16 protein-coding genes are annotated in these 15,358 nt (G+C 63.3%); 8 read left to right on the forward strand and 8 right to left on the reverse strand.

The features are described from left to right. Window positions 1-19 precede the first annotated feature (19 nt). Complete coding sequence (locus ACK56M_RS26010; RefSeq protein WP_015271973.1) at window positions 20-535, forward strand: GNAT family N-acetyltransferase; 516 nt, start codon at window positions 20-22, stop codon at window positions 533-535. A gap of 154 nt (window positions 536-689) precedes the next feature. On the opposite strand, the gene ACK56M_RS26015 is transcribed toward ACK56M_RS26010, so the two are convergent. Together ACK56M_RS26015 and cbpA are read right to left on the reverse strand one after the other, a co-directional pair. After that, entirely contained in the window at window positions 690-995 is a 306-nt protein-coding gene (locus ACK56M_RS26015; protein WP_015271974.1) for a chaperone modulator CbpM, read from the reverse strand. A gap of 2 nt (window positions 996-997) precedes the next feature. Then, a complete protein-coding gene (cbpA, locus tag ACK56M_RS26020) occupies window positions 998-1,951 on the reverse strand; it encodes a curved DNA-binding protein (protein WP_013974397.1) in 954 nt (317 codons plus the stop codon). A 164-nt stretch (window positions 1,952-2,115) separates the two neighbouring features. On the opposite strand from cbpA, the gene ACK56M_RS26025 reads away from it, so the two are divergent. Continuing rightward, the gene (locus ACK56M_RS26025) at window positions 2,116-3,387 is read left to right on the forward strand and encodes an Hsp70 family protein (protein ID WP_013974398.1); all 1,272 of its coding nucleotides are present in this window, start codon (window positions 2,116-2,118) and stop codon (window positions 3,385-3,387) included. Between the two features lie 134 nt (window positions 3,388-3,521). On the opposite strand, the gene ACK56M_RS26030 is transcribed toward ACK56M_RS26025, so the two are convergent. From ACK56M_RS26030 to ACK56M_RS26040, 3 genes are all read right to left on the reverse strand, one after another. Continuing rightward, window positions 3,522-4,529: an AI-2E family transporter gene (locus tag ACK56M_RS26030; protein WP_015271976.1), complete on the reverse strand. Its 1,008-nt coding sequence runs from the start codon at window positions 4,527-4,529 to the stop codon at window positions 3,522-3,524. A gap of 71 nt (window positions 4,530-4,600) precedes the next feature. After that, window positions 4,601-4,888, reverse strand: coding sequence for a PsiF family protein (locus ACK56M_RS26035; RefSeq protein ID WP_003258250.1), 288 nt, complete (start codon window positions 4,886-4,888; stop codon window positions 4,601-4,603). A gap of 62 nt (window positions 4,889-4,950) precedes the next feature. Continuing rightward, complete coding sequence (locus ACK56M_RS26040) at window positions 4,951-5,739, reverse strand: AraC family transcriptional regulator (protein ID WP_100413366.1); 789 nt, start codon at window positions 5,737-5,739, stop codon at window positions 4,951-4,953. A gap of 214 nt (window positions 5,740-5,953) precedes the next feature. Between ACK56M_RS26040 and ACK56M_RS26045 the strand changes: the two genes are divergently transcribed. Then, window positions 5,954-6,826: a DMT family transporter gene (locus tag ACK56M_RS26045; RefSeq protein ID WP_015271978.1), complete on the forward strand. Its 873-nt coding sequence runs from the start codon at window positions 5,954-5,956 to the stop codon at window positions 6,824-6,826. Here the strand turns inward: ACK56M_RS26045 and ACK56M_RS26050 are convergent. Then, window positions 6,823-7,713 (reverse strand): esterase/lipase family protein, encoded by an 891-nt coding sequence (locus ACK56M_RS26050; protein WP_015271979.1) that lies wholly within the window; start codon window positions 7,711-7,713, stop codon window positions 6,823-6,825. The genes ACK56M_RS26045 and ACK56M_RS26050 overlap by 4 nt on opposite strands. A gap of 123 nt (window positions 7,714-7,836) precedes the next feature. On the opposite strand from ACK56M_RS26050, the gene osmE reads away from it, so the two are divergent. Together osmE and ACK56M_RS26060 are read left to right on the forward strand one after the other, a co-directional pair. Continuing rightward, on the forward strand, window positions 7,837-8,178 hold the full coding sequence (gene osmE, locus ACK56M_RS26055) for an osmotically-inducible lipoprotein OsmE (protein WP_003258245.1): 342 nt from the start codon (window positions 7,837-7,839) through the stop codon (window positions 8,176-8,178). Window positions 8,179-8,226: 48 nt separating this feature from the next. Beyond that, window positions 8,227-8,757: a ferritin-like domain-containing protein gene (locus ACK56M_RS26060; RefSeq protein WP_015271981.1), complete on the forward strand. Its 531-nt coding sequence runs from the start codon at window positions 8,227-8,229 to the stop codon at window positions 8,755-8,757. Between the two features lie 129 nt (window positions 8,758-8,886). Here the strand turns inward: ACK56M_RS26060 and ACK56M_RS26065 are convergent, their stop codons facing one another. Next, on the reverse strand, window positions 8,887-10,953 hold the full coding sequence (locus ACK56M_RS26065) for an AsmA family protein (protein ID WP_085704298.1): 2,067 nt from the start codon (window positions 10,951-10,953) through the stop codon (window positions 8,887-8,889). 341 nt (window positions 10,954-11,294) lie between these two features. Here ACK56M_RS26065 and ACK56M_RS26070 point away from each other — a divergent pair, with 341 nt between their 5' ends. The 3 genes from ACK56M_RS26070 (at window position 11,295) to ACK56M_RS26080 (ending at window position 13,828) form a co-directional block, all read left to right on the forward strand. After that, window positions 11,295-11,882: a phage infection protein gene (locus ACK56M_RS26070; protein WP_102059422.1), complete on the forward strand. Its 588-nt coding sequence runs from the start codon at window positions 11,295-11,297 to the stop codon at window positions 11,880-11,882. Between the two features lie 122 nt (window positions 11,883-12,004). Next, the gene (fabR, locus tag ACK56M_RS26075) at window positions 12,005-12,637 is read left to right on the forward strand and encodes an HTH-type transcriptional repressor FabR (protein ID WP_015271984.1); all 633 of its coding nucleotides are present in this window, start codon (window positions 12,005-12,007) and stop codon (window positions 12,635-12,637) included. 93 nt (window positions 12,638-12,730) lie between these two features. Beyond that, window positions 12,731-13,828, forward strand: coding sequence for an AGE family epimerase/isomerase (locus tag ACK56M_RS26080; protein WP_015271985.1), 1,098 nt, complete (start codon window positions 12,731-12,733; stop codon window positions 13,826-13,828). A gap of 116 nt (window positions 13,829-13,944) precedes the next feature. Here ACK56M_RS26080 and ACK56M_RS26085 read toward each other — a convergent pair whose 3' ends face one another. Continuing rightward, window positions 13,945-14,712: an SDR family oxidoreductase gene (locus ACK56M_RS26085; RefSeq protein ID WP_003259040.1), complete on the reverse strand. Its 768-nt coding sequence runs from the start codon at window positions 14,710-14,712 to the stop codon at window positions 13,945-13,947. Window positions 14,713-15,358 lie beyond the last annotated feature (646 nt).

The following is a 15,358-nucleotide window of genomic DNA, read 5'->3' on the forward strand; positions in this document are numbered from 1 at the left end:
GACCCTGCGAGACGCTGTCATGAGTCATGAAATCCGCGACGCCCTGCCTACCGACGTGCCAGGCATCCTCGACATCTACAACGACGCGGTGCGCAACACCACGGCGATCTGGAACGAAACCCCGGTGGATTTGGCCAACCGCCTGGCCTGGTTCGCCGCACGGGCGCAGCAGGGCTACCCGATCCTGGTGGCAGTGGATGGGAGCGGTGTGCTGGGCTATGCGTCGTTTGGCGACTGGCGGCCGTTCGAGGGCTTTCGCAACACCGTGGAACACTCGGTGTATATCCGTGGCGATCAGCGCGGCAAGGGATTGGGGCCAGTGCTGATGGCAGCGCTGGTCGAGCGTGCGCGCGAGTGTGGCAAGCATGTGATGGTGGCGGCCATCGAGAGCGGCAATGCAGCGTCGGTGCGCCTGCACGAGCGGCTGGGCTTCGTGGTGACCGGGCAGATGCCGCAGGTGGGGGTGAAGTTTGGCCGGTGGCTGGACTTGACCTTCATGCAGCTGGTGCTGAACCCGGGGGCAGAACCCAGTTGAGAAACCAGGCCTCACACGATCCCTGTAGGAGCGGCCTTGTGTCGCGATGGGCTGCGAAGCGGCCCCAGATCTTTGCTTCATCTCAAGATTGCCGGGGCTGCTGCGCAGCCCATCGCGACACAAGGCCGCTCCTACAGGGGTTAGCCGCAACGGCCTACATCTGGGTAAACCTGCCCAACCGCTGCCTCAGCATGCTGTTCTCGCTGCGCAGCTGCCGCACTTCCTGCAGCAGTTCCAGCGCAAGCGCCACCCCTTCCCACTCCAGTTCCAGCTCCTGATGCAGCTTCGCCGCGCGTTTGGCCAGCAACGGCGCCTGATCGTCGAACAACCAGTCCTCCGGCGTTCGCCCGGAAGGTTCGACAATGCCGTGCTCGACGATTTCGATCACGCAGTCAGCCGTGAGATCGGCCTCCTGACACAAGGTACGCATGTCCAGTTGAACGATCAGGGTGCTGCTCATGATCACTTACTCCATTGTGTCCTCGGGTTGAACGCAGCCTTCTCGGAAAGCTTGGTCCACAGTTCGCGGGCAGACTCGTCGGATGCTGGTGGCATGACCACTTTCAGTTGCGCGTAAAGGTTGCCACGCTCGCCACTCTTGTTGGCCAAGCCCTTGCCCGGTACGCGCAGGCGCTGGCCGCTCTGGCTGTCGGGGCGGATGGTGAGGTTGATCTTGCCGTCCAGGGTCGGCACGGCCACCTTGGCGCCCAGTGCTGCCTCCCACGGTGCCAGCGGCACGGTGATGATCAGGTCATGACCTTCGACATCGAACAGCGGGTGCGGTGCCATGCGAATGGTCAGGAACAGGTCGCCATTGGCCCCGCCACCACTACCCGGCGCGCCCTGGCCCTTCAGGCGGATACGCTCGCCGTCGGTCACACCGGCCGGGATCTTCACGTTCAGGGTCTTGGTAGTGAAGCCGGTGCGCTGGCCCATGGCATTGGTCTGCGGCACCTGGAAGCTGATCTGCTTGGACTCCTTGCTCAGGGTCTCTTCAAGGAATACCGCCAGTTCTAGCTCCACGTCCTGCCCCCGCCTGCCAGCGCTGCGTTGCTGCTGCCGGGCACCACCGAACGGGTTGCCTCCCCGGCCACCAAAGATCGAGCTGAAAAAGTCGGAGAAATCGCCGCCTTCGAAACCGCCACCACCGCCACGATTCTCCCAGCCCGGTGGCGCCTGGAACGGCCGGCCATGCTGGCCACCGTACTTGCGGATTTCATCGTACTCGGCACGTTTCTGCGCGTCGCCCAGCACTTCGTAGGCCTCGTTGGCCTCCTTGAATTTTTCCTCGGCGTCGCGCTCCTTGCTGACATCGGGGTGATACTTGCGCGCCAGCTTGCGGTACGCGGCCTTGATCGCCTTTTCGTCCGCCGCGGGCTCTACGCCGAGTATCTTGTAATAGTCTTTGAAGTCCATCTATGGATCACCAATGTGAATGTGCGTGTTGCAAGAGAAGATAGGGGTCAAGCATAGCCTTTCAAGACCACCTTGGGGTTGCTCCATGGCAGACGATCGGTCTTGATTCTGTAGCCAACTGGCATACACTGCGCGGCCGTTTTGCCTCCGGAAGCTCATTCCCCATGTCTGACGTATCCCCGGCCCGCGCCCTGGGCATCGACTTTGGCACCTCCAACTCCACGGTCGGCTGGCACCGCCCAGGCGCCGAGTCGCTGATTGCCCTGGAAGACGGCAAGATCACGTTGCCCTCGGTGGTGTTCTTCAACATCGAGGAGCGTCGCCCGGTATATGGCCGCCTGGCACTGCACGAGTACCTGGAAGGCTACGAAGGCCGCCTGATGCGTTCGCTGAAAAGCCTGCTGGGCTCCAAGCTGATCAAGCACGATACCAGCGTGTTGGGCAGCGCCCTGCCGTTCAAGGACCTGCTGGGCATGTTCATCGGCGAGCTGAAAAAACGCGCAGAGGCCGCTGCTGGGCGGGAGTTCGAGCAGGTGGTGCTGGGCCGCCCGGTGTTCTTCGTCGACGAAGACCCGGCCGCCGACCAGGAGGCCGAGGACACCCTGGCCGAAGTGGCGCGCAAGATCGGCTTCAAGGATGTGTCGTTCCAGTACGAGCCGATTGCCGCGGCCTTCGACTACGAGTCGAGCATCAGCCGCGAAGAGCTGGTGCTGATCGTCGACATCGGCGGTGGTACCTCGGACTTCACCCTGATCCGCCTGTCGCCCGAGCGCCACCTGGTGGCCGAGCGCCAGAGCGACATCCTCGCCACCGGCGGTGTGCACATTGGCGGTACCGACTTCGACAAGCAGCTGAGCCTGCAGGGCGTGATGCCGCTGTTCGGCTACGGCAGCCGCATGAAGAGCGGCGCGCTGATGCCGACCAGCTATCACCTCAACCTCGCCACCTGGCACACCATCAACGCCCTGTACTCGCAGAAGTCGCAGCTGGCGCTGGGCAGCATGCGCTATGACATCGAGGACACGCTGGGCATCGACCGCCTGTTCAAGCTGATCGAAGAGCGTGCCGGGCACTGGCTGGCGATGGAAGTGGAGGCCAGCAAGATCGAGCTGACCGAGCAGCAGAGCCGCCACGTCGACCTAGGCCGCATCGAGCGCGATCTGGGCGTGGACCTGTCCCGAGCGCTGTTCGAGGGGGCTATCGAAGGGTTGCTGGAGCGGGTGCGTGGTAGCGTGAGCGAACTGCTGGCCAAGGCTGGAGTGAGCGAGACCCAGGTCGATACGGTGTTCTTCACCGGCGGTTCCAGCGGGATTCCGGCGCTGCGCAACAGCGTGTCGGCGATGCTGCCGAATGCGCGGCATGTGGAAGGCAACATCTTTGGCAGCATTGGTAGCGGGTTGGCCATCGAGGCGCGCAAGCGCTACGGCGTAGCCTGAGCCAGGCTCTTCAGCCTGTGCCGGCCTCTTCGCGGGCTTGCCCGCTCCCACAGGGACCGCACAGTACCCAAGGCCTGTGCAGTACCTGTGGGAGCGGGCAAGCCCGCGAAGAGGCCGGTACAGGCTGGTGAAGATCAGACCAGTTCGGCCCGCTTCAGCTCACTCTTCAGGTAGGCATAGTAGATCGGCCCCGCCACCACCCCCGGCAGCCCGAATGCCGCCTCGAACACCAGCATCGCCAGCAGCAGTTCCCAAGACTTGGCACTGATCTGCCCGCCCACGATCCGCGCGTTGAGGAAGTACTCGACCTTGTGGATGACGATCAGGTAACCCAGCGCCGCCGCCGCCACCCAGATCGACAGCGACAGGCCGACGATAGTGATCAGGGTATTCGACATCAGGTTGCCGATCACCGGCAGCAGGCCCAGCAGGAAGGTCAGCACGATCAGCGTCTTGGTCAGCGGCAGGTGCACGTCGAACATCGGCAGCACCACGGCCAGGAAGATGCCCGTGAACGTAGTGTTGAGCAGCGAAATCTTGATCTGCGCGAAGACGATGTTGCGAAACGCCTTCACCAGCAGGCTCAGGCGCTCGAACAGCGCCGCTGCCAGCGGCTTGCGCCGGGATATGTCGGGGATGCGCTGCAAGGCGACTATGGCACCGAGGATCATGCCGATCAACAAGGTGACGAACATGTGCGCCATACCCTTGCCCACCAGCTGCAGGTCGCTCAGGTGGCTCTTGATCCAGTCACCGATGGCCACCTTGAACTCCGCCGCACTGGCCGGCAGGTAGCCTTCGATGAACGGCGGCAGCTGGCTACGGGCGCGCTCCACCAGGGCCATGAACTTGTCCAGCGAGGCCCCGGGGTTTTCCGCCTCATGCAGCAAAAAGCTGAAGGCACCGGCAAACAGCAGGGTCAGGGTGCTGACCACCAGCGTGCCGAGTAGCGCCACAGCCAGCCAGCGGGCGCGCTGCCCGGCGAGCAGCGGCTGCAGCCGCGGCGTGAGCATGTTGACCAGCTCGAACACCAGCAGGCCGGCCAGCAGGCTTGGCAGCAATTTCAGGGGCAACGCCAGCAACAGGCCGGCAAATACGATGATCCAGCTGGCCAGGGTGACCTGGCGGGGGGTGAAGGTCATACAGCCTCAACGGCAGACAACGGGAAAGACCCGCAGTCTGCCAGCCTTACGTCTGCAGGCATAGGCGCAGGTCATTTCTTCTTCAGGCAGTCGCTCATGAACGCTTTGCGTTCGTCACCCTTGAGGGCCTTGGTGGTGGCGTCGGCGTTGCAGGTTTTCATCTTCTCTTGCTGGGTTTGTGGCACATCCTTCTTCAGGCAGGTGCTCATGAAGGCTTTGCGCTCATCGCCCTTGAGGGCCTTGGCGGTGGCGTCGGCGTTGCAGGTTTTCATCTTTTCCTGCTGCGCGGTATTGGCGGCGAAGCCTTGTGCGCTGAACAACACCGCCAATACCAGTAAGGGGATTTGCAGCACTTTCATGGAGTATCTCCTTGGCTCCGCGCCCGATGCACGGGGGTCGAGCTGAGTGTAGCCAAGAATTCTCAACGCCCTGCCCGTGCCTGGCGACGGTATTGCTCGGGCGTGCACTGGGCCTGGCGCTGGAACATGGCGATGAACGCCGAGGCGCTGCTGTAGCCGAGGTCGAAGGCGATGGCCTGGATCGGCTGGCCGGCTTCAAGCGCCTCGATGGCGCGCAAAAAGCGCAGGCGCAGCCGCCATTCACCAAAACTGATGCCCAGCTCGCGCAGGAACTGCCGGGCCAAAGTACGTTCGCTGACATGAATCTGGGCGGCCCATTCGCCCAGCGGGCGGTTGTCGCCCGGCTCGGCACCAAGGGCATCGAGCACCTGGCGCAAGCCCTCGCTGTGGGCAAACGGCAGGTAGCAGGCCTGGGTGGGCGCCAGCATCAGTTGGTCGAGCAGCACCTGCGCCAGGCGCTGGTCGCGCTCGCCCTCGGCCACCCGCAGGTCGCGCCGGGCGAAGTCGGCGAGGATGGCCTTGAGGATGTCGCTGATCATCAGGCTGCACGGTTGCTGCGGCAGTGCGGCGCACAGGCTGCGGTCCAGGTAGACCGAACGGTAGACGATAGCCTGCGGGTTGTAGCAACCATGTTCGGTGTCGGGCGGTACCCACACGGCGTATTGCGGCGGCGACAGGAAGTTCTGGCCAGCTACCTCCAGGTGCATCACGCCGTGGGCGGTGTAGTTGAGCTGGCCCCAGGCGTGGCGATGCAGGGCGCTGCGGGTGTCGGCACCGAACTCGTCGTGGCGGAAGTACACCGGGGCCGGGAGCCGGGTGAACTGGGGAATATCGAGGTATTTGCGCGGCATGCTGTCTGCTTTGCGGGGTGGGTTGTCTGGATAGGAGTATAGGCTTGTGGACAGACAGTTGATAATGGCTGCCATCGGGGCCTGCTGCGCAGGCCATCGCGACACAAGGCCGCTCCTACAGGGACCCGCGTTGCCTTCCGGGCCTGTGCGATACCTGTATGTCGCGATGGGCTGCAAAGCAGCCCCAATCAGTCCAAAACGAGTAACCTGCTACATGAACTACCTGTTCCCCCTGACCGCCATCCTGATATGGGCCGGCAACACCGTGGTCACCAAGATGTCCGCCGGCGCCATCTACCCCGCCGAGATCGGCTTCTACCGCTGGCTGCTGGCCGCGCTGTTGTTCACCCCGTTCCTGCTGCCCGCCGTGTGGCGCAATCGCGCGGCCATTCGCCCGCACCTGGGCAAGGTTTTCGTGCTGGGCGTGCTGGGCATGGCGCTGTACCAGAGCCTGGCCTACTTTGCCGCCGGCATCACCAGCGCCACCAACATGGGCATCATCCTTTCGCTGATGCCACTGATGTCACTGGCATTGTCCATCGCCTGGCTGGGCCAGCGCCTGAGCTACGGTGCCCTGCTGGGCGCGCTGGTGTCATTTTTCGGCGTGCTTGAAGTGGTCAGCGCCGGCCACCCCGCCAGCCTGCTGCAACAAGGCCTGAACAGCGGCGACCTGCTGATGCTCGTGGCTACACTGGCCTATGCGCTATACAGCTTCCTGCTGAAGAAATGGCAGCTGCGCCTGCCGCCGATGCAGCTGCTGTACCTGCAGGTGCTGGTAGCCATCGTCGTGTTGCTGCCGCTGTTCCTGCTGTCGGACAAGACTGGCCTGAACAGCCGCAACGTCGGCCTGGTGCTGTACGCCTGCGTGCTGGCCTCGATGATCGCGCCCCTGGTGTGGATGCAAGCCGTGCACCGCCTGGGGCCCAGCCGCACCACGCTGTTCTTCAACCTGCTGCCGCTGGTCACGGCACTGATCGCCGCCGTGGTGCTCGACGAGCAGCTGGCCCGCTATCACCTGGTCGGCGGCCTGCTGACCCTGGCGGGCGTGGTGCTGGCCGAGCGCTGGACCACACCGATCCGTCGCTAGAGCCCTGCCGCCTTGAGCCGGGCGGCATGTTCGGTGAACAGCCGCACCGGTTCGGCACCCTTGCCCACCGCACCAAGCGACTGGTTGACGATATCCAGGTGGTCGAGCGGGTAATCGTCGCCGATCACCTGCCCCAGGTGCGAACTGAAGCGCCCGACCATTCCGTCGCAATAGCCCTTTTCCTTGACAAAGCTGCGCGCGAACAGGCGGCAGAAGTGGCTGCTGCCGTCGAAACGGTTGCGCCGCTGGTCGGTCAGGCCGGGCTGCAAGGTGCCGGACCAGGAGTAATAACGCACGCCATCGACCTCATAGGCCCCCTCCCCGCCCCAGGTGTCTGGCAACCCCTGTGGATAAGCCTGGTTGAACAGCGCCACACCTGCACTGGTCAGTGACTGGTGCGAGGCGTGTACATCCACCGGCAACGGGTCACGGCGCCAGCCGGTTTCCAGCCACACCAGCAGCACGGCCAAGCCATGCAGCACGGCCTTCAGGATGCGCCCCTGCGGGGAATCGCCCGGTGCCGTGCGTTCCAGGTAGTCGGCCAATTCCGAGCCATGGTTGGGCCCCGCCACCGAAGTGACCGAAGCCACCCGCCCAGGCCGCCTGGCAGCCGCGTAGCGCGCGCTCAGGGCGCCCTGGCTGTGGCCGATGAGGTTGACCTTTTCCGCTCCGGTGCGCAGGCAGATGTCTTCGATGATGGCCAGCAACTGCTCGCCGCGCACCTCGCTGGAATGCAGTGGCGAAACCTGCACCGGGAACACCTGCGCCCCGCCCTGGCGCAGGGCCGGCACGATGCCGAACCAGTAGGGGTAGAGCACTACCCGGACAAAACCGAGCATGCCCGGCACCAGCACCAACGGGTATCGCGTGGCCAATTCCTGCTGCATTGCCCCAGCCCCTTTCCGTGGACGACCGGCCAACACTACAGCGGCCTTGATGACCATCGCAATCGAACTCCCGGCGCGCGCTGCGGTTCCAAACCACACAGACCCTTTGCAAGGAGCGGGACCATGTACAAGCAGACCCTGGCAATCCTTCTGGCAAGCGCCACCCTCGTCGCCTGCGGCAGCCGCCCGGAAAACCCGGTGGACTACGTCACCTACCGCGACGAACCGCTGGTCAAGCAGGTGGAAAAAGGCATGACCATGCAGAAAGTCATCGCCATCGGCGGCAGTCCGTCCAACGTCATCGACCTCCCCCATGGCGGCACCTGCAACGACTACATCCTCAACCACGATGGCCACCAGCAGCCCTACTACGTGCGCTTCGACGCCACCGGCCATGTCGACGCCAAGGGCTTCAAGACTTGCAAACAACGCGAAGAAGACAGCGACGCCGTCCACGGCGCCTAAGCCTTCCAGGCCATATCCATGACCACCCTGATGTTCCAGGAGATGAACATGAATGCGAATGAACTGACCGATGTACAAACCCTGCGCGAACGTGCCCGTCAGCATGTCGAGCAAGGCGCGGTGACCGAGGGTTACGATGCTGATCGCCAACAGATCCTGCGCCTGCTCAATGATTCACTGGCCACCGAACTGGTCTGCGTGCTGCGCTACAAGCGTCACTACTTCATGGCCAGCGGCATCAAGGCCAGCGTGGCTGCCGATGAATTCCTCGAGCATGCCAATCAGGAAGCCGAGCACGCCGACAAGCTTGCCGAACGGATCGTGCAGTTAGGTGGAGAGCCGGATTTCAACCCGGACAACCTGAGCAAGCGGTCCCATGCCCAATATGTGGCGGGCACTTCATTGAAAGAGATGGTGCTGGAAGACCTGGTGGCGGAGCGGATCGCCATCGATAGCTATCGCGAGATCATTCGGTACATTGGGGATAAAGACCCGACTACGCGGCGGATTTTTGAAGACATCCTCGCGCAGGAAGAAGAGCACGCGGACGATATGTCCGACCTGTTGCAAGGCTTGTAATTGCTGGGGGCGCTTTGCGCCCCATCGCGACACAAGGCCGCTCCTACAGAGGGATCACGTCTCGGCAGATTTGCGCGATTCCCTGTAGGAGCGCCCTTGTGTCGCGATGGGCCGCGAAGCGGCCCCCTGCTATTTCCGCTCTTTCACCACCGCCGGCGCCTTGCCCGCCTTCATCTGCTGCAACAGCGGCGTGCACTGGTTGGGATCATCCCCGCTGCTAGGCGCAATCAGCGCCAGCAACCCCGCCGCCGGCCCGGCAACCACGCCCAACGCCACCATTCCCGCTCCGCGCAATGCCAGCGGCACCGCCTGCACCCCGGCACTGGGCTTGGCGAACGGCCCGCGCACATACAGCGGCGAACGCAGCGAGAACAGCCGCAACCCTTTCGATTCGGGGGTAATTTTCAGGTCCAGCTGCTCCGTGGCGAAATTGGCCGTGCCGTTGATGTAGATGATCGCGTTCTCGGTATCGAAGATGAACAGGCGCGTGGTCGCCAGGCCATCCTTGATACCCACGTCAGCCGCCGCGCAGTTGATCTTCACATCCTCATCGCCAAACAGCTTGCCGACCACATAGTTGCCCACGTTCAACCCGGCAATCTCCATCAGGCTGCGGCTGATGGCACCATCGTTGATCAGCATGCGCAGGTCGCCATTGGCCGTGCCCAGCAAGGCGGCCACCGAGTTGCCCCGGCCAGTGATATCGGCATCGCCATTCAACTCACCGAAGCTGGTCTGCATCGGCGCAAAGGAGGGGAACAACTGCTTGAGCTTGAAGCCCCGCGCCGTCAGCCGGGCACGCCCCTGCAACGGTACGTTGCGCCCATCCAGGCGGATTCTGGAAGCCAGGTTGCCGCCAGCCACGCCAAAACGCAGGGGCTCCAGGCGCAGCAGGCCGTCCTCCAGGATCACGTGGGCCGACAGGTCGTTGAACGGCAGTTGCGCGCTGTGCACGATGCGCTTGCCGGCGAAGGTGACGTCGGCGTCCATCGTGCGCCAGCGCTCGGTGCGGAACTCTTCCACCGGCAGCACCTTGCCCGCCGGCTGTTTGCTGGCACCCCCACGGGCCTTCTGCTCGGCGTTGGAGTCGGCGCCGATCAGCGGCGCCAGGTCCTTGAACAGCAACTGGTTGGACACCAGGTTGCCGGACAGCTTGGGCCGTGGCTGGCTGGCAACGAAGGCCAGGTCGCCGTGGATATCGCTGTCACCGATCTTGCCGTTGAAGCCCTGGTAGTTGAAGGTCGCCCCTTGCGCCGCGTGCAGGTTGGCGCTGAGGTGGCCGTCGGTGGAGTAGGCCGGGGTGTCGGGCAAGGTTACGCCGGTCAGCGGGTAGAGGTTGCCCAGGCTGGCCCCGGACAGGCGCAGGCGCAGGTCGAGGGCACCTAGGTTGCGCGGGTCGGTCAGGGTGCCGGCGAGCACCACATGGGTGTCGGCGATGCGCACGTCAGCCTGCAGCGGGAACGGCTGGCTGGCGTCCTGCAGGGCCAGCAGGCCGCCGATCTTGCCGGTACCGGAGACCGGCTGGCCTTTGTAACGGCCCTGGGCCTTGAGCCCGAAGGCGTAGTCCTGCGCGGCACCGGCCTTCTCGGCGCTGGCCTTGCCGACGATGTCGCTGAACGGGACAGGCTTGCCCAGCGGGTCGATCTGCACCTTCATGCTGGTTTTCAGGGTTTGGTCATCGAAGCTGACATTGCCCTGGTCGAAGCCGATGGCGCCAATGTCCAGCTGCCATTTGGAAGGCTCTGCGTTTTCATCCTTGGGGCCGAAGTCGAAGGCCCAGTTGGCGCGGCCATCGGCCAGGCGGGTGAGGCTGGCTGTGGGCTTGGTCAGGTCGATGCGCGGGATGCTGATCTGCTGGAACAGCAGCGGCAGCGGCGCCAGGCGGAACGCCACGCGCTCCAGGCCGACCATCTTCGGTTCCTTGAGCCACTCGGGGTTGCCCAGGGTCAGGTCTTCGGCAATGAAGTGCGGCCAGGGCACCCAGGCACGCCAGCCCCCCTCTTCTGGTTCGGTGCGCCAGTCCACGGCAAGGTTGCCATTGATCGCGAAGGGCCGCTGCAGGGCCTCGGAGACTTTCTCGTTGAGCAGGGGCTTGACGCGGTTCCAGTCGAAGGTGGCAATCACCACCACCAGGATCGCCAGCAGGGTCAGCAGGCTGGTGAAGGTCCAGACGAGGATTCTGGCGGGACGCGTCATTGCGTGATTCTCCTTGCGGTATGGCACAGAACAGGTGCAGCGGTGGCACTCAATATCTCGGACTGATGAAAACCCGTGGGGTTTTATCGATGGCGCCATGATAGCGAAGTTTTTCCTGGCCTTTTGCTCAGCAAATCGTCGCGCCAGACCGTGCGTGTTACCTGCAAAAAGCACCATCAAATTGCCATCTAACGGCCTGTAAAGTGCTTTCTAGAGCAGTTTCAAATCTCTATCAATACGGTCGATTGTTACCATTACCCGTATGAACTTCTCTCTGGCGTTACGCGGCGTAGCATTGGCTCCGTACCCACTTTCCAGCCCCCGAGAGGAGCACCGAAATCATGAAACGCCATCTGCTGACCCTGACCCTGTCCATCCTGGCTGCCAACGCTTTTGCCCTGCCAGCCGACGAGCAACACCTGACCGCCGAATCACGCTCCAGCGCTGCTGAAATCGCCCAGCCGCTGAAGACCGTTGCTGAAGGTGGTGCTGATCGCCTGATCGAACGTAGTGCCCGCGTTGCCGAAGGTGGCTCCGATCGCCTGATCGAACGTAGTGGCCGCGTTGCCGAGGGTGGCTCCGATCGCCTGATTGAACGTACTGGCCGCGTTGCCGAGGGTGGCTCCGATCGCCTGATCGAACGTACTGGCCGCGTTGCCGAAGGTGGCTCCGATCGCCTGATCGAACGTACTGGCCGCGTTGCCGAGGGTGGCTCCGATCGCCTGATCGAACGTACTGGCCGCGTTGCCGAGGGTGGCTCCGATCGCCTGATCGAACGTACTGGCCGCGTTGCCGAGGGTGGTTCCGATCGCCTGATCGAACGTACTGGCCGCGTTGCCGAGGGTGGTTCCGATCGCCTGATCGAACGTACTGGCCGTGTTGCCGAGGGTGGTTCCGATCGCCTGGTTGAAATCAGCCGTGTGAGCTGATCGCCATGACCGAAAAGAACAATCTATGTCACAACGCCAGCTCCCCTCCAGGCCCGGTCCATTGACCGGGCTTTGTTTTTTTCACTAGAGTGCCCTGCCTTACCGCCATAGAAACCCGCACCATGCTGCCGCGCGCCGAACAGAAGCTACAGACCCGCCAGGCCCTACTCGATGCTGCCTGCCAGCTCATGGAGAGTGGCCGTGGTTTCGGCAGTATCAGCCTGCGCGAAGTGGCAAAGACGGCCGGCATCGTACCCACCGGCTTCTACCGGCATTTTTCCGACATGGACGCCCTGGGCCTGGCCCTGGTTGCCGAGGTCGACACTACCTTCCGCCAGACCATCCGCCTGGTGCGCCAGAACGAATTCGAACTGGGCGGCATCACCGACGCCTCGGTGCGCATCTTTCTCGATGTGGTCGCCGCCCACCGTGCGCAGTTCCTGTTCCTCGCCCGTGAGCAGTACGGCGGTTCACAGGCCGTACGCCAGGCCATTGCCCGCTTGCGCCAGGACATCAGCGACGACCTGGCCACCGACCTGGCGCGGATGAAGCGCTGGCAGCACCTGGACAGCGCCGCGCTGGCGGTGATGGCCGACCTGGTGGTGAAAACCGTGTTCGCCACCCTGCCAGAGCTTATCGACAGCCCCGAAGCGGGTTATCCACAGGCGTTGACGCCCCAGGAAAAGATCACCCAGCAGTTGCGCTTCATCTTCGTAGGGGCGCGGCATTGGCAGGGGCTTGGCAACCCGGGCTGATCGGTAGCCTGTGCCCGCGAAGAGGCTGGCACAGGCTACCCACAACCCAGTTCTGCTACCATGGCGCCCTGCCCGACAGCGACGAGCGCCGAAATGTCCGACCCCCGCCCCACCCTGCCCGAACTGGCCCGCTTCAACCAGCACTTCGCCGAACGCATCGTGCCGTTGTGGCAAGGCCCGGGCTGGAACGCCGACATGGCCCTGCCTTACGAGGCACTGGATGCCCAGCACCAGCCATTGCCGGTGCAGCGCTACCGGGCCATGGCCTGCGCAAGGCAGCTTTACCTGTTCAGCAGCCGCATCGGGCAACCGGGTGCAGCCGAGCGTGCGGCCGCCTTGTTCCGCTCGCTGCAGAAGCACTTCCACGACGCCGAACACGGCGGCTGGTTCTATAGCATCGACGCCCAGGGCAAACCGCTGGACCGACGCAAGGACCTCTACACCCACGCGTTCATCGTCTTCGCCTGTGCGCACTACTGGGGCAAGGTGCGTGAAAACCTGGTGGAGTCCACGCTGAACGCCGCGCTGGACATCATCGACCAGCAGTTCGCCCGCGACGACGGCCTGTACGAAGCCAGCCTCGCTGAAGACTGGGCAGACCTTGGCAGCGGCCCGCTGCAAAACCCGCAGATGCACCTGGCCGAAGCCTTCCTGCAGGTGCTGGCGGTGCGTGACGACAAGCATGCCCAGCAGTCGTTGCTGCACCTGTGCGACGCGCTGCAGGAACACTTCATCGACCCCGCCCACGGCCTGATGCTGGAAAAGCCACGCGGCACTGTGGATAACTGGTTCGAGCCGGGGCACCAGTTCGAGTGGTTCTACCTCCTGCATACCTCGCCACTGCTGCGAGATACGCCGCTGCATGCGTCCATCGACCGGGCTTTCGGCTACGCCGAGCAATACGGGGTGAAGGATGCCGCTGTGCTGGCGATGCTGGATGTGGATGGCCGGGTGCTCGACGCCACCCAGCGGATCTGGGCACAGGCGGAATACCTGCGGGCGCTGGTGTTGCGGACAGGGGGCGAGAGCAAGCTTGCCGGGCAGTTGCAGGCTCTGGAAACGCGGTTCCTGCGTGAGGCGGGCTGGTATGAGTGCCGGGATGGGCAAGGCAGTGTCAGCCGGCATGATATGCCTTCGACTACTCCCTACCACTTGGCGACTTGCCTGGAAGGGTTGCAGCGCCTGGGCTGACGCTTTCGCAGCACAAGGCTGCTCCTACAGGGAAAGCGGCGCACCTGAAACCAGTGCCAATCCTGTAGGAGCAGCCTTGTGCTGCGAATGGGCCGCAAAGCGGCCCCGCCTTTTGATCAGGCCTTGGCCGACCGGTCGATCGAGAACCCTGCCCAGTCCTGGCTCACCGGCATCAGCTCGAGGCTGTTGATATTGATATGCGCCGGCTGGTTGAGGATCCAGAAGATGGTCTCGGCAATGTCCTGCGGCTGGATCGGCTCGGCACCGGCGTAGGTGGCGTCGTATTTGGCCTGGTCACCGCCAAAGCGCACCAGCGAGAACTCGCTCTCGCACAGGCCCGGCTCGATATTGCTCACGCGCACGCCCGTACCCCGCAGGTCGCAGCGCAGGCTCAACGAGAACTGGCCGACGAAGGCCTTGGTGCCGCCATACACGTTGCTGCCTGGGTACGGGTAGTTGCCCGCCACTGAACCTACGTTGAGGATCGACGCCCCACGGCCATGGGCGATCAGCCGTGGCAGCAGCAAGCGGGTGGTGTACATCAGGCCCTTGATGTTGGTGTCGACCATGGTTTCCCAGTCGTCCAGGCTGCAGTTCTGCGCCGCGTCCACCCCTAGCGCCAAGCCTGCGTTGTTGACCAGGCCGCGCAACTTGTCGAAGCCAGCCGGCAAGTTGGCGATGGCCTGCTCCATGGCTTTGCGGTCACGCACGTCGAGTACCAGGCCGTGTACTTCGGTCTTGGCCGACAATTCGGCGCACAGGGCGTCCAGGCGCTCCTTGCGGCGGCCAGTGAGCACCAGCTTCCAACCAGCTTCGGCAAAACGGCGGGCAGTGGCCTCACCAAAACCGGAAGTCGCGCCAGTGATGAATACGGTGGACGTCATGCTCTGTTCCTCACGGTGGATTGTCATCGGCAGTCTTGCAGCATGCCCGCGCCGCGTGCTTGCAGCAACCCGCCCGGGATACTGTTCATTTTTTGATCATATGTGGCAAACCCTTACAGCAGACGGCTCGGCACCAGCTATGCGCACGTTATCCACAAGGCTTTCCCCACGGATTGGGGGCAACTTGTCCACGGTACGGAACCCTTTCAGCGACTTATGGTCGGTGGATATCTTTTCGGTGATGGCGCAAGGCTTTCAAGCATGCCGTCTGCAGCGGTCTGTCCAAGGCTTTTTCACAGGGTTATCCACAGGCTTTTCGCAACGCCTGGAATGAATGCAGGGCTTTGAAAAACCTTGGAAAATAATCCACAAGGTGCAATTGATCAAAAAACGATCATGACTCTGCAGGGCTTGGTATCAAAGGGTTTGAGCGAGATGCCACCATGTTTTCCACAGGCGGTTCCACATTAACCGTGGAAAAGATCGGGCCTGTGGAAACAAGGGCTTGCGAAGGGATGCTGGAGTGTATGGAGGCAGGCCCGCTACAAGTTGTCCACATTTGGAATCGGGCTGCTTTGCAGCCCATCGCAACACAAGGCCGCTCCTACAAGGGGCCGCGATACCACATGGAATCGCAGATTGCCTG

It is taken from the genome of Pseudomonas sp. s4 (genome assembly GCF_046764235.1).
Taxonomy (GTDB): Bacteria; Pseudomonadota; Gammaproteobacteria; order Pseudomonadales; family Pseudomonadaceae; genus Aquipseudomonas; species Aquipseudomonas asiatica.